This is a genomic window from Shewanella sp. 10B (genome assembly GCF_023475885.1).
Lineage (GTDB): Bacteria > Pseudomonadota > Gammaproteobacteria > Enterobacterales > Shewanellaceae > Shewanella > Shewanella mangrovisoli.
The window spans coordinates 204,184-229,979 of record NZ_JAMDJO010000002.1; the positions used below are offsets into that span (position 1 = coordinate 204,184).

Consider the following 25,796-nt stretch of genomic DNA (forward strand, 5'->3'; position numbering starts at 1 on the left):
AGGGAATCACCCTTGGCTTTTTATTTACGCTCGAGACGACTTCCCTCTTAGCACTGTCCTGCCTGCCAAACCCGCATATCCAAGCCCAACACATAGCAGCGCCGCGAAGGTAATAACGCCCCCAAGATGGCTTACCATGCCCGCAGCGCCTAAACCTAGCCCCAACAGAATGTAATAAAACAGTCCAAACAGCGCCCCCGCGGAACCTGCATAAGCGCGGTAGTTTGCCAGCGCCGAGCTCAGGATATTAGGAATCGCGATCCCATAAGCAATCACAATCAACAGCATGGGTAGTAAGAAATAAACATTATTCAAGCCAATATTAGTCGATTGGAACAGCCAAATACCGAGTCCTCCGAATAGTGCCATAAGGCTTGCTAACCGCACTAATAGCGCACAGGAATAGCCTCTACCCAGCAATAGTTTATTAAAATAACTGCCAAGGAATGCGCCAAAGCCTAATAACAACCCACTGGCACCGAAGGCAAGCGTCGACAATCCTCGCGCCTCAAACATAAATGGCGCCAGCGAAAAGTAGCTAAACCACATCAAGTTAAATGAGGCCACCAGCAAAGTATTTTTAATTATCCCAATGTCGGTAAGCATCTTGATAGCTAATTCAACTATCGCGATTTTTTGAGTGTGTTCAGGCTTGGTTTCGGGCAAAGATTTTACCGACAAAAACAACAACACAATGGCAGAAACCATCAGGGCGACAAATACCCCTTGATATCCCCAATAAGCACTGAGGATGCTCCCCAATAGCAATCCGATAATGGGACTAATCCCGAGAGACATGCCCATCACCGAAAAGACTTTCGCGAGTTCCTCCCCGCTGTAACTGTCACGCATCATGGTTTGAGTGATGACAGAACCCACTGCTGCACCAAAGGCCGATAATACCCGAGCGAACAACAACAGGGTAAAGTCGCTAATCATCAACGCGCATGCGGAACCAATGGCATAACAGAGTAAGCCCGCAAGCATGGCATTGCGGCGACCAATGATGTCGGCTAAACGACCCCAGCAAAATACGCCTACAGCAAAAGCGATAAAGTACACAGATAAAGTCTGCGAGGCGCTGGTAACAGACACCGCAAAGTTTTCTGCAATATTAGGCAACGCCGGGCTATAGATGGTTTCCATAATTTGCGGAAACATCATCAAGAGTACGCACAGCCAGAGTGGTGGTTTTATTTTCATGATTTTTATCTACGTTTTAGCTTTCAGGGTTAACCGATAAACCAAAACGGCGCTCCATACTTGTCAAAGAGGGCGCAGTATAGATAGGATCCCCAAGTGACAATTAACGACACTTAGACAAAAAACATCAAAAATAAGACAACATGGCCTTTATTCAACCCGAGCAGCAATTTAATCCCGATGCCTTAGACAACCTAGTGATAGGCATTGCCGCCGAAATGGGCGAGCATGACTCAGGCGTACATCAGCATCGCAAGGCTCAGCTGCTCTACTCATCGGCGGGATGTATGCGGTTTAACTTAGCCGACACTCAAGTCGTGTTGCCACCAACCCGTGCTGCTTGGCTGCCTGCAGGCGTGGTACACCAAGTCACAATGCGCAATGTTGTAGCCTATCGTTCACTCTACTTTGAGCCTGAAACCGTGGCGTCTTTGCCGGATAACGTTACGATTTTCCATGTGGATCCGTTACTCAAGGCGTTAATCGACACTATGTCCTTCTGGCCTTGGGACAAGCCCAGACACAGCCAGCACAATGCCTTTGCCCTGCTGATTGAAGAATTAGTCAATGCGGATGCAGAGAATTTAAGCTTACCCCTGCCCAAGGACAAACGGCTACAGAGCTGGCTTAAGCAATTGCAGCAACAGCAAAAAATCCCCGCCAGCTTGCAGGATATGGCCATTGAAATCGGCGCCAGCGAACGCACCATCAGCCGTATCTTTAGCAACGAAACGGGCATGGCTTATCAGGCGTGGCGGCAGCAATGGCGCTTACTATCAGCTATTGAGCAGTTAGCCGCGGGCGCCTCGGTGGCGCAGGTAGGATTTAACTTACAGTTTTCCAGTGACAGCGCCTTTATCAGCTTTTTTAAACAATATACCGGCACCACACCAGCGCAATATTTTAGATAATCAATCCTTTAACCTAACTAAATCCGTTAAGTGCAGCGACACACGGCAACTCCCTTTTAGACCCATTGCCGTTTTGTCTGCCCGCGCCATTAGCCGCCTTGCTGTGCTATAGTGCGAACAGTCTTCCAGCTGATAGCCATAACTTATCCCTTGAAAAGAATCGCCCTCTTTGTCGACGTGCAAAACATCTACTACACCTGCCGCGAGGCTTATCAGCGCCAGTTTAACTATCGCAAACTCTGGCAACAGTTAAGCGCGCAGGGTGAGATTGTCAGCGCCATTGCCTACGCCATTCATCGCGGGGACGATGGCCAGTTAAAGTTTCAAGATGCGCTCAGACATATAGGTTTTGAGCTAAAGCTTAAGCCCTTTATTCAGCGCAGTGATGGTTCGGCGAAGGGTGATTGGGATGTGGGCATCACCATAGATGTTCTGGAAATGGCGCCCGAGGTGGATACTGTAATACTGCTGTCTGGCGATGGGGACTTTGCGCTCTTGCTCGATAAGATAAGGCAAAAATACGCCGTCGAGGCAGAGGTCTATGGCGTGCCCTCCCTCACGGCCAAATCCTTGATGGATGCTGCCACAAGGTTTACACCAATCACTCCCGATTTGCTGCTCTAACCTTTTACGCTAGTGAGCCACTAAGCCTCATACTCTTGTGTCGATAGTTGGTAAAAATTATCGGCATCGGCTAGCAACACATCATAAACGTTCGAGTCCAACTTACCTTGTTGAACCATAGGCAACATAATCTCCAGCACCTCACTTAAGGACATTGAACCTCGATAAGGCCGCTTTTGGGTTAAGGCTTGAAACACATCGACGAGTGCAAGGATCCGCGAAGGTAAATCTAATTGTTCTGGTCCTTTTCTAAAGGGGTAGCCCGAACCATCGAGACGCTCATGGTGGTTTGAGGCCCACTCACCAATCACAGACTTAGGAAAAAAGCTCTTTAAGGTGTGGTCGGTATCGACGGTGTGGCGCTTCATAATTGAGTATTCCTCCCTAGTCAGCTTGCCTTCCTTATGGAGTAATAAATCAGGGGTTTTGAGCTTACCAACATCGTGTAATAGCCCGGCCACATACAATAACTCGGCATCGGTATCCGATATGCCACAATCCTTAGCGACCAGTTTTGCCAGCAGTGCGACCTTGTCCGAATGATGAAAAGTAAAGGGACTTTTGGCATCGACAATCCGCGCCAGAAATCTTGATATCTGCTTAACGCCTTCGAGATCCAGCTGTTTGTCGTATAGTTGATTCGCTTCAAACTCGAGGGCCATTTGCTCTATATGGGCAGCCTCCATGTTGTACCAAAAACCGTCTTTGCTGACTAATTGGCACATGGCCGCCACCATATTCGGCTCAAACAGCACGCCACTGTGGGCTAGCAAATTATCCGCCACTAATCCCTCGTGGAGGGTGATTAGCTCTTGATGACAACCATGGGTATAGCGTGCCCGCAGAAAATCGGTCCGATCGGCCAGAAACACCAATGCAGCAAGGTCACGATCAAACTCTGAGATTGCCGTGGTTTGCAACTCTAGCCAAGGGGTATGGTGATAAAGCACTGTGAGGGCAAAGACATCTAAGATAGGACACTTCATTAATGCCTCATACCCACGGCGGCTGTGGGAAGTGGCATCTTCTGGCTGCATTAATTTGAGTAGGCGGAGATGTTCCTCTGAGGAAGACACGCCGCAGTCATGGATAAGCCCAGCAAAATAGGCAAACTGCTTCTTTTCATCTGACCAACCCAGCACATTAGCGCATTCGTAGGCCATATAGGCCACTCTATGACCGTGGTGTAAATCATCCACACCAACAAAATCCAATGCCGTCGCCACGGCTAACAGCGCATGCCGCACATCAATTTTGATGCTGATTTCCTGGGGCTGAAAAGCATTCATCGCATTTTCCTAATTTAACGCACTGATCTAACTATAGTTACTTCGTCGATATTTACCCGCAAAAATAAAAAAAGACCTGCATTTGCAGGTCTTTTAAGGAGATAACAGATTGAACTGGCTTAATTATTGTGCCGTTAGCGCTTCCGCTTTACGGCGACCGCGTTTAGCGAGGGCATAGTAAAATAGCGGCGTCAGGATTAACCCAAACAGTGTCACCCCTATCATGCCGGCAAATACCGCAACCCCCATGGCCTGGCGCATCTCGGCGCCCGCGCCCGTTGAAAACACCATGGGTACCACCCCCATGATAAAGGCGATAGAGGTCATCAAGATGGGGCGTAAGCGTAAGCGTGCCGCCTCAAGAATCGACTCCATGACTTCCATGCCATGGTCTTGTTTTTCTTTGGCAAATTCGACAATCAGAATCGCGTTCTTGGTCGCTAAGCCCACGAGGACGATAAGACCAATCTGGGTGAAAATATTATTATCGCCGCCATAGATAAGCACACCACTGAGCGCTGAGAGTAAGGTCATTGGGATAATTAAAATAATCGCCAATGGTAAACTCAAACTCTCGTACTGCGCCGCCAGCACCATAAACACCAGCAGGATCACCAGAGGGAACACTAACAAGCCTGTGTTACCGGCGAGGATCTGCTGATAGGTCAGCTCTGTCCACTCGTAGGTCATGCCTATCGGCAAAGTCTCGGCGAGGATTTTCTCAATCGCTGCCTGCGCTTGGCCCGAACTTACACCGGGTGCTGGGCCACCGTTAATCTCAGCCGTGGTGAAACCGTTATAGTGCATTACACGATCGGGCCCCGCGCTCTGACTCACATTAATAAAGGAGCCGAGTGGGATCATATCACCATTCACATTAGGCACTTTTAGCTGGCTAATTTGCTGCGGGCTTTGACGGAATGCTTCGTCTGCCTGCATATTCACCTGATAGGTTCGACCGAAACGATTGAAGTCGTTGACATAGGTCGAGCCCATATAGGTTTGTAATGTCTGGAAAATTTGATCGAGCGACACTGCCTGCTGTTTCGCTTTAGTCCGATCGATATCCAGTTCAAGTTGTGGCACGTTCACTTGATAGCTAGAGAAAATCCCCGCTAATTGTGGATCGGCCCACGCCTTGTACATCACTTGTTGGGTCACCTGATACAAGGCCTCATAACCAAGGTTGGCTCTGTCTTGAATTTGCAGACGGAACCCTCCAATAGTGCCGAGGCCTTGCACAGGTGGCGGCGGGAAGATGGCAATAAACGCATCCTGAATACCAGCAAATTGCTGATTTAATTGGCCGGCAATCGCATTCGCCGACAGTTCAGGACTCTTACGTAACTCAAAATCATCTAGGGCAACAAACACCACGCCCGAGTTAGGACTATTGGTAAAACCGTTGATACTCAGACCGGGGAAGGCAATAGAGTGCGCCACACCGGGGTGATTCAAGGCGATGTCGGACATTTTCTTGATCACCGCATCGGTACGCTCGAGTGAGGCCGCATCCGGTAATTGGGCAAATGCCACTAAATACTGCTTATCCTGCCCTGGCACATAGCCCGTTGGGGTATTTACAAATTGCACGCCCGTCAGCGCAACCATACCCAGATACACCAGTCCGATTATGCCGCCAAAACGGATCACCTTACGCACTAAATAGCCATAACCTTCTGATGCACGGTTGAATAAGCGATTGAATGGCGTAAATAACCAGCCACCAAACAGCCTATCCATTAACCGAGTGAGCGCATCTTTAGGCGCATCATGGCCCTTGAGCAACAGTGCCGATAACGCAGGGCTCAAAGTGAGCGAGTTAATGGCCGAAATAAAGGTCGAAATCGTGATAGTCAGCGCGAACTGCTTATAAAACTGCCCCGTTAATCCGCTCATAAAGGCGGTCGGAATAAACACCGCGGCCAACACTAAGGTGGTTGCCACAATCGGCCCAGTCACTTCCTTCATGGCTTTTTGTGTTGCAGCAATGGGGCTTAAACCCGAAGCGATATTTCGCTCCACGTTTTCTACCACTACGATGGCATCGTCCACCACAATCCCGATGGCCAGCACCAGACCAAACAGTGACAGCGCATTGAGCGAGAAGCCCATCAAGTGCATAAAGGCGAAGGTGCCCACCAAAGACACCGGCACGGCCACCAGCGGAATGATCGAGGCGCGCCAAGTCTGCAGGAACAGCACCACCACGAGCACCACTAAGAGCACGGCTTCGAGCAGGGTTTTCACCACCGCATGGATAGAGCCACGCACAAACACAGTCGGGTCGTAGACAATCTCGTATTGCAGCCCTTCTGGGAAAGACTTCGCCAGTCTTGCCATTTCGGCGCGCACATCATCGGAGATTTGAATCGCATTCGAGCCTGATGCTTGGAACACTGGAATAGCTACCGCGTCCTTGTTATCCAGCAATGAACGCAGCGCATAGCTCGTTGCACCGAGTTCGACACGTGCCACATCCTTAAGACGGATCACCTCACCGTTTTGACCAACCTTGATGATAATGTCTTCGAATTCTGACAGTTCAGTCAGACGACCCTTAACGTTGATCAAGAGTTGAAAGTCGGCATTACCACTAGGCTGCGCCCCTAAACTGCCCGCTGCCGCTTGCTGATTTTGCTCACGTACCGCGGCGATAATTTCAGCTGGTGACATGCCAAGCGCCGAGACTTTATTGGGGTCAAGCCAGATCCGCAGACTATATTCGCCCGCACCGAATAAACGCACCGCGCCCACGCCTTTGATACGCGCTAACTCATCTTTTACGTTGAGCGCCGCGTAGTTAGACAAATACAGCATGTCATAACGGTTATCCGGCGACAGTAAATGCACCACCATGGTTAAATCGGGTGAGGACTTTTCGGTCACAATCCCGAGGCGTTGCACCTCCTGCGGCAAACGTGGCATAGCACGGTCAACCCGGCTCTGCACTTGAGTTTGCGCCCTGTCCACATCGGTGCCAATGGCAAAGGTGATGGTCAAGGTCATGCGTCCATCGGATGTCGCCTGCGATGACATATACAGCATGTCTTCGACGCCGTTGATTTCCTGCTCTAAGGGCGAGGCAACCGTTTCGGCAATGACTTTAGGGTTCGCGCCAGGGTAGTTGGCGGTCACCACGACTGTCGGTGGCACCACTTCAGGGTATTCGGTAATAGGTAATTGCCAGACGGCAATCGCCCCTGTGATAAAAAATAGCAGCGAGAGTACGGCTGCAAATATCGGTCTTTTAATAAAAAACTGCGACAACATTCTGTTGGATTCCTTAACCGCGGCTCGCTACTTCAACGTCTGGGGTGGTGATATTTTCTTGATGTTTATCAAGCAGTAATTGAGCTTGACGAAGCGCATCTAGCTGCTCGCTATCGGCCATATCGACTATATGTGGCTCAATTTGCATCTTAGGACGAACCCTTTGCATACCATTGACGACGATTTTGTCGTTTGCCGCTAAACCTTGCTTAACAATGCGTAAACCTTGAACTTTTTCACCTAGGGTGACGCCGCGATACTCCACAGTGCCATCGTTTGCCACCACTAAGACGAACTTATTGTTCAGATCCGTGCCCACTGCTTTATCGTCGATTAAGATGCCGTCGTAGGCGCCGCTACCAGCGGTGCGTAATCTGGCGAATAGACCTGGGAGCAAACTGTTGTCTTCATTGCTAAAAGTGGCACGTACTCGAATAGTGCCCGTCTGTCTGTCCATCGAATTATCGACAAAATCCACTAGGCCTATGTGTTGGTATTCGCGCTCGTTAGCCAGCGCCATATACACGGGATTGTCGCCAGCACGAGGGTCTTTACGCTTTTTCTCGGCGGTTAACTTGACGTATTTCAGATAGGTTTGCTCATCCACATCGAAGTAGGCATACATGCTGGCGGTCGACACTAAGCTAGTTAATACACTCTGTCCCGCAGACACATAGTTACCCGCAGTGACATTGGCGTAGGAGGCACGACCATCAATCGGCGCGCGCACTTGGGTGTAATCTAAGTCCAGCTCGGCGCGCAGCAACGCCGCTTTCACAGAGGCTACGGCCGCCGTGGTTTGGCGTTTGTTAGACTCGCGGGTATCGAGTAATTCTGCCGATACCGCCTTTTGGGCAAAGAGTTTGCGGGCACGTTCTAAGTCGTTAGTGGCCAGTTGCTCAGCAGAAAGCGCGCTAGCAAGATCTGCTCTTAACCGGGCCACTTCCGCTTCGAACACACTCGCATCGATATGGAATAGCACATCGCCTTTTTTCACTAAGGCGCCTTCTTTAAAGTTTACCGACGCGATATAGCCAGACACGCGTGGCACCAAGGTCACACTCTCTGGCGCCTGCAAACGACCAGTAAATTCATCCCACTCGGTAACGCGCTCATGCAATACCTGCGCAACATCGACCTTAGGTGCACCCGGTGCTTGCCCCTGCTGGGCTTCGGGTTCACCACAGGCAGAAAGGACAAAAGCCGCCACGGCAGTCAACATCAATATCCGTAAAGGTTGGTTACTTTTCATCTTACAATCCTCATGTGGCAGGCATTTATCTCGTTTAAGACAGAATCAGTGATGGGCACTCGATCAAAACCAATAAATACCGACTGGTAAAAAATATTATGTACTGGACGGTAATATATAGTGTAAAATGACCCTGTCAACAGATTTTTGTACCGATGAGTATTTAATTTTTTGTGACAGCATGATAAACATGTAGTTAAGCCTTTGAGGTAATTAGCCACGGCGAACGTGCTATGTGGGCTTGAATGGACGATATATTTTGGTGAGTTACTCACCTAACCCGCAGACAGCAGGCAAGAGTGGCTGGACATGAACTAAACCCATGTCTATCCTAGGGGCAATTGAGAATTGAGGAGCCTAATGATGTCAACCGTCACCCAGACGCCCTGCGTAGGTCGCCCACGAGCCTTCGACGCCGACGATGCATTGGCCAAAGCCTTGGAAGTCTTCTGGCAAAAAGGTTTTGAAGGTACATCGTTAACCGATCTAACTCAGGCAATGGGCATCAACAAACCCAGCCTTTATGCCGCCTTTGGTAATAAAGAGCAGCTGTTTCTAAAAGCGATCGAGTTATACGAGCAGCGCCCCTGTGCGTTTTTCTATCCTTCGCTTGAAAAAGAAACCGCCTATCAAGTGGTTGAGGCCATGCTCTATGGTGCTGCATCCTCCTTAGTGGATGAGAGTCACCCCCAAGGTTGCTTGATAGTACAAGGCGCCCTCGCCTGTAGCGAAGCCGGACAAGCGATTAAAGATACTCTGATTACCCGCCGTCGTGATGGTGAGCAGGCTTTATGCGAACGTCTACAAAGGGCAAAGGATGAAGGCGATCTTCCCGCAGATGCCGATCCACTGCTGCTGTCCCGATACATAGGCACAGTGCTGCAAGGCATGGCTGTGCAAGCCACTAATGGCATTTGTCCGGGAGAGCTTCGTAAAGTCGCCGAGCTAGTGCTGGCCAACTTCCCGAAAAATAACGCCTGATAGGCAATTAGCATATGACCATTAACATAAACCCCAGCAAAAACTGGGGTTTATGCTTTTAAGCCGCCCTAAAATCCAGATGAGAATCGAGATGAATATTGTGATTAATGCTGAACTTGGTGGGTGACTAAACTTGGACGCAGCAGATTGTCGTGGACGGGGCAACGGTTACACACTGTATCTAAAAACTCGTTCTTTTCTGCGTCGGTTAAGCCGGCGTCTATGCTGGCGTTGATGGCAATTTCCTTAAAGCCTACAGGATCGTCCGAGGGCTGACCTAATAATCCCGCCGAATTCATCACAGCCCTCACATGTACATCAAACTGGCGAATGGTGATATTACGTTCACGCGCAACCATCTTGGCAATCGCCGAAATACAGCCACCAAGCGAAAATAAGAACGTTTCTAAAGGGTTAGCTCCCTCATTACTGGCACTGGGTTGGTCGATGACCAGCAAATGCTCACGTACCTGCGCCGTAACCTTCCAACCGCTTCCCATATGTGTGGTGATCTCAACGACTTTATCCGCCATGACTTACTCCATTAGTTTTTTTTCAATCAGATTATTCTAATAATTAAAAAACCAAAAGTCACAACTTAAGATCACAGTTTTATGGCCTAACTCGTTTTGTCATAAACAATCTCGGCCACATCACAAATCGCAAAATCATTAGGTTCGTTATAGGCACTTATGATATAAATTTCCGATTAGGAATAGGATGATACGGAAATAAGATGCGTGTTTGCAGCCCAACAAGGAATGAATTTCAGCGAGTAATAAATAACCCGCTGACGTTGTTGACTGCGGCTTGCTTATTTTTATTCTCTGCCACAACCCACTCCTCCTTTGCTCAAGACAGCCAAAGTAGCCCACAAGCCGCAGGCCATAGCATCACCTTAGCCGCCGAAGACAGCTGGCCACCATTTGCCAATCAGTTTGGCCAAGGGATCTCCCATCGTCTTATCGCGGCGGCATTCAAACAATCTCAAGTGGAAGTCAACAGCCTAGTCGTGCCCTATAGCCGCGCCCTTATGATGGCCGAAAAAGGTGCCGTCGATGGAGTCTTTAACGTGACCCGCGAGGCGAGTACCGAGCAACGGTTTGTGTTTGGTAACACGCCGCTATTTGTGGCGAAAGCCTCTTTTTATCAACGCAAACAACGCCCGCTCATCGCCGCCAATAAATGGGAAATTCCCAAAGGCAGCATAGTCGGGGTCATAAAAAGTTATGAGTATGGCGATGAGTTTCCCGAACTGGTGAAACAGCGCCAACTGAATGTCATCACGGTCGCTAACCAACAGCAACTGATTAATCTGTTGATGATTGGCCGAGTCGATGCGGCGGTCATGTTCGATTTAGTCGCACAGGAAAACCTGCAAAAAATGGGCGTCAGTGACGATGTGATCCCCGCCTTTAACAACCACAGCAGCGAGATTTATCTGGCCTTTTCGAAGGAAAACCCCAAAGCCGCACAACTCGCTAAAGAGCTAGATCTGGGCTTAACCCAGTTAAAAGCCAATGGACAGTATCAACAATTGCTTAGCACTAAGTAACCTTTCAAACCGCCATTAGCTGCCTTGAGTACGGATAATCTCTTGATTCACCCAATGTAGCAGCTGCTTAATCGCTTTCGAGAGGATCTGATTCTGCCGCACTATGTAACCCAAACTGGTGCTCGGGAACTGTGGTAATGGCGTGACTTTACTCTTTAAATGCGTCTTAGTGTAAATCGAGAACTCAGGCACAATCGCCACCCCAAAGCCCGCCTCGGCCCAATCGATTTGCGCATCCACACTGCCGACTTCCATGATCCGATAACGGGGTAAATTTAAGGTCGGTAATGCGGGATCGAGCAACTCGCGGGTACGAGTATCATGCCCGAGCAGAATCAAAGTCGGCCGCTCCGCATGGGGCATATCATGGCTGGCTTGGCTTTGCTGCCACAGCTGCAAATTATCCCCAAGGGCACACCATTTGATTTGCTGTAACTCGGTAAAATGCAGCGGTTGACTCTCCTTTTGCGCGATCACAAAGCCTAAATCCGCCTCGGCATTAGTCACCAATTCTGAGGCTTGGGAAGACGTGGTATTGAGCAGGGAAAAATCAATCCCGGGGAATTCCGCTTTAAATAACTGAAATGGCTGAATAAGCAGCAAACGCGAAATGATATCGCTGGCCGCTATGGTCAAGGTACCTTGACTGAGATCGTTGATGGCATTGAGATCCGCCTGACACACTTGCAGTTCCATCAAGGTCTTCTGGCTGCTCTCGAGCAAACGAAACCCCGCCTGAGTTAGCCTAAACGGATTGCGCTCAATCAACTTAACTCGAGTATTCTGCTCCAGTTGTTTGATGTGCAAGCTGACATTAGGCTGCGTCATATGCAGCGCCGCTGCCGCCTTTCCGAAGTGCTTACACTCGGCTAAGGTCACGAAGGTCTTTAACCAATGAAGTTCGAGCATCGCATTCATCTCCATCCATTCAGCTCGCCCTATGATATATGATTTTCTTATCACGACGATAACTATAATTAATTTCTCTTATTCATTAAGCAGGTCTAGCATAATCGCTTAATTCCTGTGGAGATGATGTTATGCCGTCTATCGTAGTTGTTGGTGCAAATTGGGGTGATGAAGGCAAAGGCCGAATCGTAGATTATTTAGCCGCAGATGCTGCAGCGAGTGTCCGCTTCCAAGGCGGTAACAACGCAGGCCATACGGTCGTTAACGACTTTGGCACCTTTAAATTACACCAATTACCTAGCGGTATTTTCAATCCAAACTGCGTTGCAGTACTTGGCCCTGGCATGGTGATCAGCCCAGAAAAACTCAGTGTTGAAATCGACGAAGTCGAAGCGGCAGGCATTGAAGTTAAACTGTGCATTTCTGACCGTGCGACCCTGTGCTTACCTATCCATGCACTCGAAGATACCTTAGAAGAACAACGTTTAGGCGATCTGGCCTATGGTTCAACCCGTCAAGGGATTGCCCCAGCCTATGGCGACCGCGTAATGAAGAAAGGTATTCTGGTTGGCTGGTTAAACCAACCCGAAGTGCTGCAAGAACGCATACAATTTATGCTCGACTGGAAACTGCCCCAGTTAAAAGCACTGTACCCAAGCTGTGACTTTAGCCAAACGGCCGCCGAAATGACCCAATGGTTGTTGGATGTGACCGCCCCATGGCGTCCATTTATTTGCAACGTGACAGAGCCATTAAAAGCCTTACAAAAACAAGATGCTAACTTGTTATTTGAAGCGCAATTAGGCGCGGGTCGTGACTTGATTTACGGTGAGTATCCCTACACTACCTCTTCTAACGTGACGGCGGCTTTCGCAGGTCTGGGTAGTGGTTTACCAGCACTGCGCCCAGAGCGTGTGATTGCGGTAGCGAAAGCCTTCAGCTCATCTGTCGGTACTGGCACCTTAGTGACTGCAATGGAAGAGCAGGATGATTTCCGTAAAAACGCCAACGAGTTTGGTGCAACTACGGGTCGTCCACGTGATATGGGTTACTTCGATGCGGTTGCAACGCGTAACGGTGTTGAACTGCAAGCAGCGACTGAAATCGCCCTGACTAAGATTGACTGCCTGACTGGCATGAAAGATCTTAAGATTTGTGTAGCCTACGAAGGCGAGCACACTGAAAACCCAATTTGGCCACAGACGGCGGCATTAAGCCCAGTGTATGAGCAAATGGAAAGCTGGAGCGAAGACATCACTGGCTGTCGCACCTTCGAAAGCCTGCCAAAGGCAGCACAACATTATGTTGAGCGCATCGAAGCCCTGATGGGCGTACGTGTGAGCATGGTGTCAGTAGGACCTGAACGCGATCAGATGATCATTCGCTAAGCGATACTCGCTTAAGCCACCGATTACCCTACAAAAAAGCCATATCCGTTTCGGCGGATATGGCTTTTTACTTATATCACCTTGAACATCTCAACCCTAACCATCGTATTTACCCACATCTTGGGTTTTGTTTAGCCCGATAAACCGCTAGACTGCGCTCAACCCAAATACTCCATCTCGAAAACGCCATGCCGCAATTTAGCCCAAGTTATTCTTTCCCTGTGCAAATTTATTATGAAGATACGGATTTTTCTGGCGTGGTGTATCACCCGAACTTTTTGAAATACTTCGAGCGCGCCCGTGAGCATGTGATTGGCGCCGAGCGCTTACGCGACCTCTGGCAACAACAGCAATTGGGTTTTGCGGTGTATCGCAGCGACATGTTGTGCCATGAAGGAGTGGAGTTTGCCGATATCATCGATATCCGCACTAAGTTCTACTTTGAGAGTAAATATCGCACCGTCTGGCATCAGGAAATTTGGCGCCCCAACGGCAAAAAACCTGCGGTCACCGCCACCATTGAAATGGTGTGTATGAATCAGGCGCGGCAACTCGCGCCCATGCCTGCGGACCTAATTGCCCAATTAAGCCTAGGGATGTGAAGCCAAGCCTCAGGATGTAAAGATAAGTCTAGGGATGTGAGCCATTAACGCAGAGCATCTCTGGCGTTGGCCGCAGATGATTCCAGTTCATTTCAAGCTCTGCCGCCCGCATAGGTTTGGCATAAACCATCCCTTGAATACGATCGACGCCCATATTCACCAACATATCATGGACTTCGACAGTTTCTACGCCTTCGACCGTCACCTCATAGCCGAGCTTTTTGGCGATATTAATACTGGCCTCAAGGATATATTCCGAAGGTTTATTCGGCTCAAGATCCCGAAGAAAGGCTTTATCGATTTTGACTTCATTGGCGGGTAAATGCTTTAAATACGCCAGTGATGAATGGCCAGTACCAAAATCATCGATTGCCAATTTAATCCCTAAACGGCGGATTTTCTCTAGGGTATCCACGGCCTTATTTAAATCGGCCATCAGAGTGCTCTCGGTGATCTCAATCATTAAGCATTCTGGGGGTAACTTATAATGCTCAAGGCGAGCGGCAATATCCTGAGGCAAGGTTTCACTGTCGAGATCTCGAGTCGAAAGATTAAGCGCCACACACACAGACACCCCGGCCGTGCGCCATTTAACTTGCTGCTGCAACACTTGCTCTAGCGCCCAATGGCTGACTAAATCGATCATCCCCGCATATTCTGCCAGCGGGATAAACTCACCCGGTGAAATAAAGCCTAATTCTTCATGCTCCCAACGGATCAAAGCCTCTACCTGAGTACAAGCGCCCGTGTGAATATCCTGCTTAGGCTGATACACCATATACAGATGATTCCGCTGTAAGCCACTTGGGAGACTGTCGATAATCTTAAGCTCCCTCAATTGGCGGATATCATCATTCTCGCTATAACAGGCGATGGCACTGCGAGTCGCACGGGCTTTTTTAAGGGCAAGATCTAGCCTTCTGAGCATATTGCTAACATCGGCATGGTGCTTAGCAAGTTGCAGGCAACCAATCTGCATCCGCACACTGACAGGGGTATCTTTAATCTTAAAGGGTACTTGTAGTCGGCCGCGTAAATGCAGCAATTGCTCTTCTGACAGACTTTGCTCGTAATAGAGGAAAAACTCATCACCGTTTAGGCGCGCTATCAACTTAGGTTTAAGGCTTAAGCTAGTTAGGCGGTCGGCAAATTGTTTAAGCAGAATATCGCCAAACACAAAGCCAAAGAGATCATTCACATAGCGAAAGCGATAAATATCGATAAGCACTAAAGTGCCTTGGGTGATGGGCATTAATGCGGCGAGTGAACGTTTAAGCCCGACACGATTATTTAGCCCTGTGAGTTTGTCCTTGCCCATGCCAGCGGGCAGCGCCGCGAGCATCTCGTTTAAGGAATGGTAAAGCGGCGCAAACTCCTGCGGCACAATGGGAATATTAAGGGGACGGCGTTCAATCTTTTGTTGATCAAGCTGCGGGCATAATTGCGCCAAAAATCGCTGCTGTAACCGCAGCGCTTGGTATCTTGCCAGTAAAATATACAGCACGGCTATCAAGACGATAACCAGTGCTAAACCGATAAACCCCAAAATAATCATATTCAGGCCTCAATCTTACCACGTAAGCTTAACCACCATTCTTTCCTAAGTCAGGGCAAGAATGGCTTCCCTCTAGGCCTGACGACTACTGGTAACTTTCTTTGATTGAATGGAATTTATCCATAAATTCATCACTAGCTAAATCATTTGCCGAGACGGGTAAGCCACGACCAACAAAGACGTCCATCCGTTGCTCGAAATCGGCACCGGCACGGAGCTCACCAGTGTAGAAAGCAGCGGCACGGATAAAGTCTAAGTAGGTCACATGGTCTGGCAGATAAGGTAAATCCGCCCAACGCTCAACGACTTCCATCACCTCTGGCGCAAAATCCCAACTCTTCAATACCGCGCGCCCTAATGGGCCTTGCATTTTACGAACTAAGGAGCGCAATTGATCAATACTGGTGAATAACTCAGGATGGGCTTCGGCCTCGGTCAAAACTGGTAACGCACCGATATTATGGACTAATCCTGCCAATGTTAGCGTATCTAAATTGAGCTGACCGGGACGACGCTTATTGTACATCTGCAGCATAGCGCAGGCCGCGGCTGTCACATCGATAGAAGTGCGCCACACTTCATCCATCACTTCCCACACCATTTCATTGGTGGAAATAAATAGCTGCTCCATGGCAACAGAGGTCGCAATACTCTTGATTTGGATGAGGCCAATTCGAGACACAGCACTACTAATACTCTCGGCGGGAATACCACGGCTATATAAGGCACTGTTGGCCACTTTAATGATACGCGCCGAGATTGCGGCGTCTTGACCTATCACTTCACCCACTTGCTTTAGGCTCGCATCGGAGCGACTCACCACTTCCTGCACTCGCATGGCCACTTCAGGCAGGGTTGGCAACACTAAGGCATCATCTTTTAATTTTTTGAGTAATCCGACTAACAGTAGATGTTCAGTAGACATCTTCGCTCCCATCAATCTGCAAACATAAATCTTCAATAGTTGGAGTATATCAGTTGGCTATCATTTGATGGGCAGAAAAAAGCAACAGACGTTAATTATTTGTATGACACTGTTATCAATTTCATCTTAAACGCGCCAACTTATTGCTTTAACGCTTAAGCCATTGTCGACTAAAAACCATCAAAATAAATCCGGCTAGATAGCATAAACAAACCATACCCCCCGAGGTAAGAACCTGCGCCATCATAAGGCTTCTAGGTATATTCGTAAAATGCGAACTATACCTAATCTTAGACGAGGTGATTTGCATAACCCTACTTTGATTGTGTAAAATGCCGCCCCCGCGCACTGCGCCTCTATCTACCAACCAATTCGAGAGTCATTATGTTTAAACCTGAGTTGTTATCTCCCGCTGGGACGCTGAAAAACATGCGTTACGCTTTTGCCTATGGTGCAGATGCCGTGTATGCCGGCCAGCCGAGATACAGCCTAAGGGTTCGTAATAACGACTTTAAAATGGAAAACCTCGCAACGGGTATCGAAGAAGCCCATGCGCTGGGTAAAAAACTTTATGTGGTGAGTAACATTGCTCCCCACAACGCCAAACTCAAAACCTATATCAAAGATATGGAACCGGTCGTGGCGATGAAGCCCGATGCGCTCATCATGTCAGACCCAGGCCTTATCATGATGGTGCGTGAAGCCTTCCCTGAGCAAGTGGTACATTTATCGGTGCAAGCCAACGCCATTAACTGGGCCTCGGTCAAATTCTGGCAGACCCAAGGCATTAAACGAGTGATTTTATCCCGTGAATTATCCTTGGATGAAATCGAAGAAATCCGTCAGCGTTGCCCCGATATCGAGTTAGAAGTATTTGTTCACGGCGCCCTGTGTATGGCCTACTCGGGCCGTTGTTTGCTGTCGGGTTATATCAATAAGCGCGATCCAAACCAAGGTACTTGCACTAACGCCTGCCGCTGGAAATACGATGTGCACGAAGCGCAGCAAACTGACTCGGGCGATATCATTGCCACCCCAAATGCAGTGCAAATCGAGACGCCAACCTTAGGCACGGGTCCTGCGACCGACCAAATCTTCCTGCTACAAGAAGCTAATCGCCCCGGCGAATATATGCCAGCGTTTGAAGATGAGCATGGCACTTATATCATGAACTCTAAGGATTTACGTGCAATCCAACACGTTGAGCGTTTGGCGAAAATGGGCATCGATTCGCTGAAGATCGAAGGCCGTACTAAGTCGTTCTACTATGTGGCCCGTACTGCCCAGCTATACCGTCAAGCCATCGATGATGCAGCCTCAGGTAAGAGCTTCGACCGCAGCTTGATGAACCAACTCGAAGGCTTAGCGCACCGCGGCTACACCGAAGGTTTCTTACGTCGCCACGTACATGATGAATATCAAAACTACGACTATGGCTACTCGGTCAGCGATACCCAACAATTTGTGGGTGAATTAACCGGTAAACGCAATCTGGCTGGCCTTGCCGAAATCGAAGTGAAGAACAAATTCTCTGTTGGCGATAGCGTTGAATTAATGACGCCACAGGGCAATATCAGCCTCACCATCGAGCAACTCGAGAACCGCAAAGCCGAATCGGTTGAAGCGGGATTAGGTTCGGGCCATACCGTTTACTTGCCCGTGCCGAAAGAGGTTGATCTGAACCACGGCATTTTACTGCGTAACCTGCCCCAAGGCCAGGATACCCGCAACCCACACGAAGCAGGCTAAGGCATGGCATTACTGATCGACGACAGCTGCATCAATTGCGACATGTGTGAACCTGAATGTCCGAATCAGGCCATCACCATGGGGGAAGAAATCTATGAAATCGACCCAGACCGCTGCACCGAATGCGTAGGCCATTACGATAAGCCGACCTGCGTTTCCGTCTGTCCGATTGATTGTATTGACCCCGACCCTAACCGCGTCGAGTCCCACGATGAGCTGTTGGTCAAATTCGCTATACTCACGCAAAAAATTTGAGTGAGCGTCGCGTCCTAGCTAAGCAAAAAGCCCCGCAATGTCAGCGGGGCTTTTATTTATCGGTTGGTTACAGCCAAGATAGCATTAACTCAAGCTTGGGGATTTAGCCAAAATCACCGTCGGTTTTGCCTCAAGCTGCAAACGCACAATGGCATCGGCCAGCTTTTCAACGCTTAAGCGAATGGGTGTCGGCAGGCTGGCAAACTCGATACTCAGCAGAAGGTTTTTCACCTCAAGCCCTAACTCGGTATCGCCTTCGATGCTCAGTTTGCGTTGGAAAAACAGGGTATCAGGGTCTTCTTTTGCCGCTGCGACCAATAATAGCTCGGCGGAATTGGCACTAAAGCTGACCTGGGCATCGGTCAGCTCACGCACCTGCCAGCGGCCATCGAAACTCACTTCAAAATACAGATTTAAATCTTCAACCCGAATCGCAACCCACTTACCCACCAAGAATGCTAACTCGCCATCTTCGGCCTGCGGCGCTAGCAGCTGCGTTAGGAGTTGGCTAAGCACCTTAGCCTTGAGGCTAAAGGGCACTTTGGAGAGTGGCAAGCGGATCAGCTTTGGGGTGAGTTCAAGCAGTTGTTTTGCGAGGTTTGCTGAAAAAACAGCGGACATAATCAGTTACCTAAGGATAAAAAACACTATATCTCCCAGTTTACCGAGATTTTATGATCTTAAACCTGTTTTAAATCAATTCACCGCCAATCAATCTTCCCTACACTCTGCCCCTGTTATTTTATCGGGAGCACCATTATGGAGTTGTTGTGTCCAGCAGGAAACCTGGCCTCGCTAAAGTCGGCGCTGCAGGCCGGAGCCGATGCTGTCTACCTTGGGTTAAAGGATGATACCAATGCACGTTCATTCGCGGGCTTGAACTTCACCCCCGCAAAATTACAGGAAGCCGCCGAACTGACCCATCAGCGGGGCAAGAAAATCTTCCTCACCTTGAATACCTTTCCTAAGCCGAATGAGGAACACCGCTGGTATCAAGCCATCGACTTGGCGGCCAGCATTGGCGTCGATGCCTTAATCGTCGCCGATCTGTCACTGCTCGACTATGCCCACAGGCAATATCCGCATATTCCGCTGCATTTATCGGTACAGGCGAGCGCCACCAACTTGGGCGCACTGAGCTTTTATAAAGAAGCTTTTAATATCGCGCGGGTGGTGTTACCCAGAGTGCTGTCTATGAAACAAGTGCGCGATTTAGCTAAGGTCAGCCCAGTCGATTTAGAGGTCTTTGCCTTTGGTAGTCTGTGCATCATGGCCGAAGGCCGCTGCCACTTATCCTCCTATGTTACCGGCCAATCGCCAAACACTGGCGGCTCTTGCTCCCCGGCGAAACACGTGCGCTGGCAGGAACAGGGCCAAGACAGGCTGACTCGCCTCAACGAGGTGTTAATTGATAAGTCAGGGCTCGATGAACAAATGGGTTACCCAGTGGTCTGTAAAGGCCGTTATCTCACCCAAGACGATGATAAACCGCAATATCTGCTCGAGTCCCCCACCAGTTTAAATACCCTTAGCTTGCTGCCTGAGCTTGCCAAGGCGGGCATAGTGTCACTTAAGATTGAAGGGCGGCAGCGCAGCCCAGCCTATGTGGAGCAAGTGACCAAGGTGTGGCGTCAAGCGATTGATACTTATCTTAATCAGCCAGATAAATTCCAGACACAGGCCCATTGGGAGCAAGCCCTCGCCAAAGTCTCCGAAGGGCAAATTACCACCTTAGGCGCCTACGAGCGTGATTGGCAATAACCCTAGCGATAACCACGAAGAAGAAACGATTATGAAAATTTCCCTCGGCCCACTGCTCTATTGCTGGGAAAAACAGCAGGTCATCGACTTTTATCAGCAGGTGGCCAACAACCAGATCCCGTTAGTTTATCTGGGTGAAGCCGTTTGTAGCCGTCGACGCGAGCTCAAGTTTGGCGACTATCTCGAACTGGCCAAAATGCTTAAATCTGCGGGTAAAGAGGTGGTGCTGTCGACGCTCGCCCTTATCGAAGCGCCCTCAGAATACACAGAGCTTAAACGTCAGGTCGACAATGGCGAATTTAGCATTGAGGCCAACGACATGGCGGCCGTGTATCTCGCTAAGGAGCACAAGCTGCCCTTTGTCTGCGGTGCCAGCATCAACAACTACAACCGCGCCAGTTTAGATATTTTGCAGCGCTTTGGTATGCATCGCTTTGTGATGCCTGTAGAACTGTCTAAGACTTGGCTAAACCAAGTAATAGAGAGCAAGCCCGTATTCGAAGTCGAAGTGCTTGGCCATGGCTACTTGCCACTCGCCCACTCGGCGCGCTGCTTTACCGCTAGGCATCAACACTTGTCGAAGGACAGCTGCGAAACCGTTTGCCGCCAATACAGCAAGGGCTTACTGGCACAGACGCAAGAGGCGCAACCTTTGCTCAGGTTAAACGGCATCCAAACCCAGTCGGCCAGCTGTGTCGATTTACGCAGTGAACTCAATGAAATGCTAAAGATGGGCGTCGATGTGTTTCGGGTTTCGCCCAGCAGCTTAGCCTGTATCACTAAGGCCGATGCGCTGGTCGAGGCGTTAAAGACTGGGGCAACGGACGCTCAGTACCCTCTTAGCGATGAGCACTGTAATGGTTATTGGTTTGGCGAGGCGGGACTGAAATCCTTAAGCTGATAGCTTTATGTGTTAATCACTAAAATCACTCACTCGGGAGCTTGCTCCTGAGCGAGTGATTGTGGGGTAAGCAGCAATGCTGCCGTCCAACTTAATAAACTCCCAAGCGCAATCCACTCCAACAATGCTGGCCACCATAAATCGGGCCTAGGCAGTTGCAACACCATTTCTTGATAGAAAGGCCTGTCCCCCTCAGTTAAGCCCAGCTCTAATAAGGGCGCGTAGAGAAAGGTCATCATACTCAGTAATACCACCAGCGCTAACAATAGCGTCCAAGGTTGTCGCCTTTGTGAATTAAGCCCAGCCCACAGCAGATAGCAGATGGCACTCGAACTGCCGAAGTAGAAAAACCATTTCAGGGCGAGAATATGCAGGTGATACACATTGACCGGAAACAAACCGACGCAGGCCAAGGCTAAAAACGTCAGCGCCAGCGCGCAGTAGAAGGGATAGCCCCAAAAACCACTTACGGTTTGCAAGGATGAAAGGCAATAAAACACAATGCTTAAACTGCCAAAAAACAAGCCGCCATTGAGCACCACTGCAAGAGCGGAATGCCCATAGGTTCCCAATTCACTCAAGGTATGATTCAAAAAGTTGAAGGCTCGAGTCTCGGTCTGATCGAAGCCTAACACGGCCACGCCTATCCCGAGCAATAATCCAAAAATACCAAGAAAACCAAACTTAGTGGCGAGCGAAAAACCTCTTGTCGCGACATTCATTTTTGTAACAGTCATGGATAATTTAGCTAAACAAAAGTAGTACTAACTTACATGGAATTGAAAAGAATTAAAGCGGCGTTCATCCTCTTTAGGAGAAATATTTTATTTCACCACTATTTACGCTTATTTAGTCACTCGCGCGCAGCGCCCGTCCTTAGTCAATATTCAATTTAAAATATGCAAATACCGAGTAAAAACCGCATAAAAATGCACAACTCATTCAGAAACGCTGAGCTTATTGTCGGCGATAACCTCGCTATTACAATTCGCGTTAACTGCTTCACATTGTATGGAGAGCGGCAGAAGAACTAATCGTATTAACGGATAAAAAAACCGCAAAAGCGGAATATTCGAAGAATCTAAGGGAAAATTTTGTACAAAAGCCCCCATGGCCACTAACAATATCAAGAATAAAACAACTCGATAAACCCGCTGCAACACCAAGATTTAATTGCATGATTTAGTTATTAAAACATCTAGCTTACGCTAAATATCCACCAAGATAAGCATTCAGAAATGGCCCAAATAACTATGCTATTTTGCTGCTTATCTCAAACAAATTTCCGAATCGTTTTACATAGCGCCGCTAAGCGAGTAATCTTCCCCCTTCTCGATTTTGAGTTGAATGAAAATGCACCTAACATCCGCCTAACATGCGGCTTTGAGGGGCAATTTGTTCAAGTTTATTTGTGCGACTCGTACTTTTAAGGTGTACACCATTGGCTACTGAACATAAAAACCGCAACATTAAGACGATACTCACCTTTATCGTCCCTTCGCTGATCGGTCTGCTGCTGTTTATGACTCCTATCAGCTACAACGATGCGATTACTATTCCCATCGCAATCATCTCTAAAGCACTGCAAAGCGTGTTAAGCGATGTATTAACCTTAATCGTGACTGTGATTGTTGTCGCCATGGCCTTGGCCTCTGTGCTGACTAAGTTACTCAAACCTAAATTTGTGCTGAACAATCACTTCCTCAATGGTTTACTCAACATCAGCCCGCTATGGCTTGCGACGCGCGTCGTCGGCGCCGTCTTTATTGTGCTGACCTACTTTGGCATTGGCCCCGAAGCCATTAACTCTTCAAGCACTGGTGCCTTAGTACTGAACGATTTGTTACCTGTACTCTTCTCGGTGTTTATCTTCGCCGGTATGTTACTGCCGCTGCTGTTAAACTTCGGTCTATTAGAGCTCTTTGGCACCCTGCTGACCAAGGTAATGCGCCCCGTGTTTAACCTGCCAGGTCGCAGCGCCATCGACTGTATGGCCTCTTGGTTAGGTGATGGTAGCGTTGGGATTTTGCTGACCAGCAAGCAATACGAAGCGCGTTTTTACACCCAAAGGGAAGCCGCGGTTATCGGTACTACCTTCTCGGCGGTGTCAATTACCTTCAGCTTAGTGGTGATCTCACAGGTGAAGTTGGAGCAAATGTTTGTCCCCTTCTACCTGACCGTATGTTTAGCGGGTTTTGCGGCGGCCGTGATTGTGCCTAAGCTGCCACCACTCTCGTGGAAAAAAGATAACTATATCGACGATACGCCACGTCAACCCGACGATGAGATGATCCCCGCAGGACACGGCGCACTCTCATGGGGCTTTGATAAAGCACTCGAGAAAGCCGCCAGTGCTGGTGGTGTCAAAGCCGTTTTAAATGAAGGGATTAAAAACGTTATCGATATGGTATTTGGCATTATCCCAGTGGTAATGGCCATTGGTACCACCGCGCTGATCATCGCCGAGCATACGCCTATCTTCAATTACTTAGGTATGCCATTCATTCCGTTACTGGAACTGCTGCATATCCCTGAAGCGACCGAAGCCTCTAAAACCATCGTTGTTGGCTTTGCTGATATGTTTATCCCGTCGATTTTAGCCAGCTCTATCGAATCGGATATGACCCGCTTTGTGATTGCCGCCTTATCCGTAACCCAGCTGATTTACATGAGCGAAGTGGGCGCGCTGCTGATTGGCAGTAAGATCCCAGTGAATTTTGTTGAGCTATTTGTCGTGTTCGTACTGCGCACCTTAGTGACTCTGCCAGTCATTGCCGGGGTGGCTCACCTGCTGTTCTAAGCGCAACATCACCTTAAATATCAAGGGGAGCCAGATTAACTGACTCCCCTTTTTTATACTGATTCAAACACGAACTCATACACAAACAAGCAGTTTTGATTACTTCGTTGAGTGTGGGTTAGCCGCACAAACTCCACTCATCATCACATAACTCAGTTGGGACAAAAGAACGTTCAATATAAAAGGGCGACCCATGGTATTTGCTCGACGACACGCAGCGAGTCCATCCGTGGATGCTCGACCGCCCCGTCCATGGGGCGGACGGTCGTCTCGCAAACCTCCATGGCTCACCTATTTAGCGTTGGCGTAATCTGTAAGTTTTAAAAAGAAATACGCAGCATGTTTTGGGACAAAAGCATGTTAGGACGTCGGCTGCATCAGGTGAATTTCGGATAAAAATTTATATGGCGATAACGCTGCACTCTGCGGAAATTTGCGAGCGCTAGCGAGTAAATTTTCCGTAGCAGTGCTTTGTTATGTGCCACTCTAATAGTCTTCATCGTAATCTGGCTCGATAGTACCGAAGTTAATTGATCCGATCGTACTCACTACTTCAACATCATCAACCGTCAATTCATCGATTGGTCCGTTTAAGTCGCCAGATATTGTAATTAAGATTTCTGATTCAAATTCTTCAGTAGCAGTAGCAGTGATCCCACCCATATAAACATGATCTCTGTCGATTGAGTCATAAACCGAAAGAGAGAACTCGCCTTCTGCTTCAACAGTAATTTTGGCCATAGCCTCCAAGACAATCCAATCATCATCTTTATCAACTATTCTGAATTCATTCTCAAGTAGCTCAAATTCTTTGAACCAAGCATGACACCCCTCTGGCTCCCAATAGAGATGTGAATCAGCTTCTTGATCCGGCGTTATTCCATTTAATGCGGATTCCAACCCTGCACCAACTTCTGAAAGAAAGTGTTCCGCATTATTCTCATGCAACGCTCTTTCCAAGTTAACTAGCAATGCATAAGGTCCATTGGTTCTATTAAAGGCAGCAAGTCCATTCGAGAGATCTTCGATATAGTCAATGCGTTTAGATTTTGTGCAATAACTTTCCCAATCTCCATCTTTTGCGATAGCTAGAACATTTAAATTATTTTGATCAGCCCAAGTCTCGACGGCCATTAGAACAATTGCGTCTGGAAACTCACTCTTTTTCTTTCCAGTTTCCGCAAATGGCGGGTTGTTAGAAAAGTATCCTGCAAGAAGATCAGATACAGACACATAGTCCCCGCAATCTAAAACCAGAGCGTCGGTTGCCTCTATAAAATTATCTACCCTACTATCGGCTAAACCTTCGATCTCTTTGCTGCCTACTAATGTCTGTTTGGCATCGTTTAACTCGCTGCCTTCAAAAAAAAGGTGGTCTCCAGCATCATTTAGCGCTTTTTCTAACGCAGCTCTTGAAATTTTGATTTTGCTTTCCAGATGTCTTAAGACCTCGTTTTTAATCACATCTGGAAAGAGGAATACGATTGGGCTTTGTTTGAACTGAGACAGCTTACCAAGTAGCCCTTTTTCAAGACGGAGACCATTGCCATCAAAAATTGATGTGTCTATTAAGATTGCTCCGTATTCCTTTACTTCTTCATCTGTCATTGATGGCTCCATGGCACATAACATTTTATTCATGCGCATGCGCGTTTACCTCGTTGGACCAGTGAAAACGCGCACGGTTAACTATCTGTATGCAAAGAACTTATCAGCTTTTTGTTTAATACACCATCTGGAAAAACGCGCATGCGCGTTTTCCAAACCTATTAACTAAAACTCAGCCTCTATAGTCAATTGATTTTATAGCGTTTTATTTATTGCAAATGGAATTAGTGCGCACTGATTTTGTCTTAAAATCAT

22 protein-coding genes are annotated in these 25,796 nt (G+C 48.4%); 11 read left to right on the forward strand and 11 right to left on the reverse strand.

Annotated elements, in window-relative coordinates:
• Positions 1-24 precede the first annotated feature (24 nt).
• Positions 25-1,203, reverse strand: a complete 1,179-nt coding sequence (locus M0415_RS08375) for a multidrug effflux MFS transporter (protein ID WP_249554373.1) — start codon at positions 1,201-1,203, stop codon at positions 25-27.
• Between the two features lie 143 nt (positions 1,204-1,346).
• Between M0415_RS08375 and M0415_RS08380 the strand changes: the two genes are divergently transcribed.
• Both M0415_RS08380 and M0415_RS08385 read left to right on the forward strand, forming a co-directional pair.
• Positions 1,347-2,114, forward strand: coding sequence for an AraC family transcriptional regulator (locus M0415_RS08380; protein WP_249554371.1), 768 nt, complete (start codon positions 1,347-1,349; stop codon positions 2,112-2,114).
• 150 nt (positions 2,115-2,264) lie between these two features.
• Complete coding sequence (locus tag M0415_RS08385; protein WP_249554370.1) at positions 2,265-2,738, forward strand: LabA-like NYN domain-containing protein; 474 nt, start codon at positions 2,265-2,267, stop codon at positions 2,736-2,738.
• A gap of 20 nt (positions 2,739-2,758) precedes the next feature.
• On the opposite strand, the gene M0415_RS08390 is transcribed toward M0415_RS08385, so the two are convergent.
• The 3 genes from M0415_RS08390 to M0415_RS08400 all read right to left on the reverse strand — a co-directional run bounded on the left by M0415_RS08390 (position 2,759) and on the right by M0415_RS08400 (position 8,552).
• Positions 2,759-4,027, reverse strand: a complete 1,269-nt coding sequence (locus M0415_RS08390; protein ID WP_249554362.1) for an HD-GYP domain-containing protein — start codon at positions 4,025-4,027, stop codon at positions 2,759-2,761.
• A 123-nt stretch (positions 4,028-4,150) separates the two neighbouring features.
• A complete protein-coding gene (locus tag M0415_RS08395; RefSeq protein WP_249554360.1) occupies positions 4,151-7,300 on the reverse strand; it encodes an efflux RND transporter permease subunit in 3,150 nt (1,049 codons plus the stop codon).
• A 13-nt stretch (positions 7,301-7,313) separates the two neighbouring features.
• Positions 7,314-8,552 (reverse strand): efflux RND transporter periplasmic adaptor subunit, encoded by a 1,239-nt coding sequence (locus M0415_RS08400; protein ID WP_249554358.1) that lies wholly within the window; start codon positions 8,550-8,552, stop codon positions 7,314-7,316.
• Between the two features lie 360 nt (positions 8,553-8,912).
• Between M0415_RS08400 and M0415_RS08405 the strand changes: the two genes are divergently transcribed.
• Positions 8,913-9,533 (forward strand): TetR/AcrR family transcriptional regulator, encoded by a 621-nt coding sequence (locus M0415_RS08405; RefSeq protein ID WP_088210845.1) that lies wholly within the window; start codon positions 8,913-8,915, stop codon positions 9,531-9,533.
• A 104-nt stretch (positions 9,534-9,637) separates the two neighbouring features.
• Here M0415_RS08405 and M0415_RS08410 read toward each other — a convergent pair whose 3' ends face one another.
• Entirely contained in the window at positions 9,638-10,066 is a 429-nt protein-coding gene (locus M0415_RS08410; protein ID WP_249554356.1) for an OsmC family protein, read from the reverse strand.
• 203 nt (positions 10,067-10,269) lie between these two features.
• Between M0415_RS08410 and M0415_RS08415 the strand changes: the two genes are divergently transcribed.
• Complete coding sequence (locus M0415_RS08415) at positions 10,270-11,088, forward strand: substrate-binding periplasmic protein (RefSeq protein ID WP_249554354.1); 819 nt, start codon at positions 10,270-10,272, stop codon at positions 11,086-11,088.
• A gap of 15 nt (positions 11,089-11,103) precedes the next feature.
• On the opposite strand, the gene M0415_RS08420 is transcribed toward M0415_RS08415, so the two are convergent.
• Entirely contained in the window at positions 11,104-11,997 is an 894-nt protein-coding gene (locus M0415_RS08420) for a LysR family transcriptional regulator (RefSeq protein WP_041408992.1), read from the reverse strand.
• 131 nt (positions 11,998-12,128) lie between these two features.
• Between M0415_RS08420 and M0415_RS08425 the strand changes: the two genes are divergently transcribed.
• Positions 12,129-13,385, forward strand: a complete 1,257-nt coding sequence (locus M0415_RS08425; protein WP_249554352.1) for an adenylosuccinate synthase — start codon at positions 12,129-12,131, stop codon at positions 13,383-13,385.
• Positions 13,386-13,573: 188 nt separating this feature from the next.
• Entirely contained in the window at positions 13,574-13,987 is a 414-nt protein-coding gene (locus tag M0415_RS08430) for a thioesterase family protein (RefSeq protein WP_011625531.1), read from the forward strand.
• A 28-nt stretch (positions 13,988-14,015) separates the two neighbouring features.
• Here the strand turns inward: M0415_RS08430 and M0415_RS08435 are convergent, their stop codons facing one another.
• Positions 14,016-15,542 carry a putative bifunctional diguanylate cyclase/phosphodiesterase gene (locus M0415_RS08435; RefSeq protein WP_249554350.1) on the reverse strand — a complete coding sequence of 509 codons (1,527 nt, stop codon included), beginning with the start codon at positions 15,540-15,542 and terminating at the stop codon, positions 14,016-14,018.
• 85 nt (positions 15,543-15,627) lie between these two features.
• On the reverse strand, positions 15,628-16,467 hold the full coding sequence (locus M0415_RS08440) for an HDOD domain-containing protein (RefSeq protein ID WP_088210850.1): 840 nt from the start codon (positions 16,465-16,467) through the stop codon (positions 15,628-15,630).
• A gap of 384 nt (positions 16,468-16,851) precedes the next feature.
• Between M0415_RS08440 and trhP the strand changes: the two genes are divergently transcribed.
• Together trhP and M0415_RS08450 are read left to right on the forward strand one after the other, a co-directional pair.
• The gene (gene trhP, locus M0415_RS08445) at positions 16,852-18,216 is read left to right on the forward strand and encodes a prephenate-dependent tRNA uridine(34) hydroxylase TrhP (RefSeq protein WP_011621855.1); all 1,365 of its coding nucleotides are present in this window, start codon (positions 16,852-16,854) and stop codon (positions 18,214-18,216) included.
• A 3-nt stretch (positions 18,217-18,219) separates the two neighbouring features.
• Positions 18,220-18,471: a YfhL family 4Fe-4S dicluster ferredoxin gene (locus M0415_RS08450; RefSeq protein ID WP_011621854.1), complete on the forward strand. Its 252-nt coding sequence runs from the start codon at positions 18,220-18,222 to the stop codon at positions 18,469-18,471.
• An 84-nt stretch (positions 18,472-18,555) separates the two neighbouring features.
• Here the strand turns inward: M0415_RS08450 and ubiT are convergent, their stop codons facing one another.
• On the reverse strand, positions 18,556-19,092 hold the full coding sequence (gene ubiT, locus M0415_RS08455; RefSeq protein ID WP_249554348.1) for a ubiquinone anaerobic biosynthesis accessory factor UbiT: 537 nt from the start codon (positions 19,090-19,092) through the stop codon (positions 18,556-18,558).
• A gap of 138 nt (positions 19,093-19,230) precedes the next feature.
• Between ubiT and ubiU the strand changes: the two genes are divergently transcribed.
• Positions 19,231-20,232 carry a ubiquinone anaerobic biosynthesis protein UbiU gene (gene ubiU, locus M0415_RS08460; protein WP_249554346.1) on the forward strand — a complete coding sequence of 334 codons (1,002 nt, stop codon included), beginning with the start codon at positions 19,231-19,233 and terminating at the stop codon, positions 20,230-20,232.
• A 31-nt stretch (positions 20,233-20,263) separates the two neighbouring features.
• Positions 20,264-21,133: a U32 family peptidase gene (locus M0415_RS08465; protein ID WP_249554343.1), complete on the forward strand. Its 870-nt coding sequence runs from the start codon at positions 20,264-20,266 to the stop codon at positions 21,131-21,133.
• Between the two features lie 29 nt (positions 21,134-21,162).
• Here M0415_RS08465 and M0415_RS08470 read toward each other — a convergent pair whose 3' ends face one another.
• Positions 21,163-21,870: a hypothetical protein gene (locus tag M0415_RS08470; RefSeq protein ID WP_249554341.1), complete on the reverse strand. Its 708-nt coding sequence runs from the start codon at positions 21,868-21,870 to the stop codon at positions 21,163-21,165.
• Between the two features lie 704 nt (positions 21,871-22,574).
• Between M0415_RS08470 and M0415_RS08475 the strand changes: the two genes are divergently transcribed.
• Positions 22,575-23,933: a YjiH family protein gene (locus tag M0415_RS08475; RefSeq protein ID WP_249554339.1), complete on the forward strand. Its 1,359-nt coding sequence runs from the start codon at positions 22,575-22,577 to the stop codon at positions 23,931-23,933.
• 486 nt (positions 23,934-24,419) lie between these two features.
• Here the strand turns inward: M0415_RS08475 and M0415_RS08480 are convergent, their stop codons facing one another.
• The gene (locus M0415_RS08480) at positions 24,420-25,541 is read right to left on the reverse strand and encodes a PIN domain-containing protein (protein ID WP_249554337.1); all 1,122 of its coding nucleotides are present in this window, start codon (positions 25,539-25,541) and stop codon (positions 24,420-24,422) included.
• Positions 25,542-25,796 lie beyond the last annotated feature (255 nt).

What these genes read in the sequence shown, in the direction of transcription:
- M0415_RS08375 (WP_249554373.1), bottom strand. Translation starts at nt 1,203, where the DNA reads ATGAAAATAAAACCACCACTCTGGCTGTGCGTACTCTTGATGATGTTT.
- M0415_RS08380 (WP_249554371.1), top strand. Translation starts at nt 1,347, where the DNA reads ATGGCCTTTATTCAACCCGAGCAGCAATTTAATCCCGATGCCTTAGAC.
- M0415_RS08390 (WP_249554362.1), bottom strand. Translation starts at nt 4,027, where the DNA reads ATGAATGCTTTTCAGCCCCAGGAAATCAGCATCAAAATTGATGTGCGG.
- M0415_RS08395 (WP_249554360.1), bottom strand. Translation starts at nt 7,300, where the DNA reads ATGTTGTCGCAGTTTTTTATTAAAAGACCGATATTTGCAGCCGTACTC.
- M0415_RS08400 (WP_249554358.1), bottom strand. Translation starts at nt 8,552, where the DNA reads ATGAAAAGTAACCAACCTTTACGGATATTGATGTTGACTGCCGTGGCG.
- M0415_RS08405 (WP_088210845.1), top strand. Translation starts at nt 8,913, where the DNA reads ATGATGTCAACCGTCACCCAGACGCCCTGCGTAGGTCGCCCACGAGCC.
- M0415_RS08410 (WP_249554356.1), bottom strand. Translation starts at nt 10,066, where the DNA reads ATGGCGGATAAAGTCGTTGAGATCACCACACATATGGGAAGCGGTTGG.
- M0415_RS08415 (WP_249554354.1), top strand. Translation starts at nt 10,270, where the DNA reads ATGCGTGTTTGCAGCCCAACAAGGAATGAATTTCAGCGAGTAATAAAT.
- M0415_RS08420 (WP_041408992.1), bottom strand. Translation starts at nt 11,997, where the DNA reads ATGCTCGAACTTCATTGGTTAAAGACCTTCGTGACCTTAGCCGAGTGT.
- M0415_RS08425 (WP_249554352.1), top strand. Translation starts at nt 12,129, where the DNA reads ATGCCGTCTATCGTAGTTGTTGGTGCAAATTGGGGTGATGAAGGCAAA.
- M0415_RS08430 (WP_011625531.1), top strand. Translation starts at nt 13,574, where the DNA reads ATGCCGCAATTTAGCCCAAGTTATTCTTTCCCTGTGCAAATTTATTAT.
- M0415_RS08435 (WP_249554350.1), bottom strand. Translation starts at nt 15,542, where the DNA reads ATGATTATTTTGGGGTTTATCGGTTTAGCACTGGTTATCGTCTTGATA.
- M0415_RS08440 (WP_088210850.1), bottom strand. Translation starts at nt 16,467, where the DNA reads ATGTCTACTGAACATCTACTGTTAGTCGGATTACTCAAAAAATTAAAA.
- trhP (WP_011621855.1), top strand. Translation starts at nt 16,852, where the DNA reads ATGTTTAAACCTGAGTTGTTATCTCCCGCTGGGACGCTGAAAAACATG.
- M0415_RS08450 (WP_011621854.1), top strand. Translation starts at nt 18,220, where the DNA reads ATGGCATTACTGATCGACGACAGCTGCATCAATTGCGACATGTGTGAA.
- ubiT (WP_249554348.1), bottom strand. Translation starts at nt 19,092, where the DNA reads ATGTCCGCTGTTTTTTCAGCAAACCTCGCAAAACAACTGCTTGAACTC.
- ubiU (WP_249554346.1), top strand. Translation starts at nt 19,231, where the DNA reads ATGGAGTTGTTGTGTCCAGCAGGAAACCTGGCCTCGCTAAAGTCGGCG.
- M0415_RS08465 (WP_249554343.1), top strand. Translation starts at nt 20,264, where the DNA reads ATGAAAATTTCCCTCGGCCCACTGCTCTATTGCTGGGAAAAACAGCAG.
- M0415_RS08470 (WP_249554341.1), bottom strand. Translation starts at nt 21,870, where the DNA reads ATGACTGTTACAAAAATGAATGTCGCGACAAGAGGTTTTTCGCTCGCC.
- M0415_RS08480 (WP_249554337.1), bottom strand. Translation starts at nt 25,541, where the DNA reads ATGACAGATGAAGAAGTAAAGGAATACGGAGCAATCTTAATAGACACA.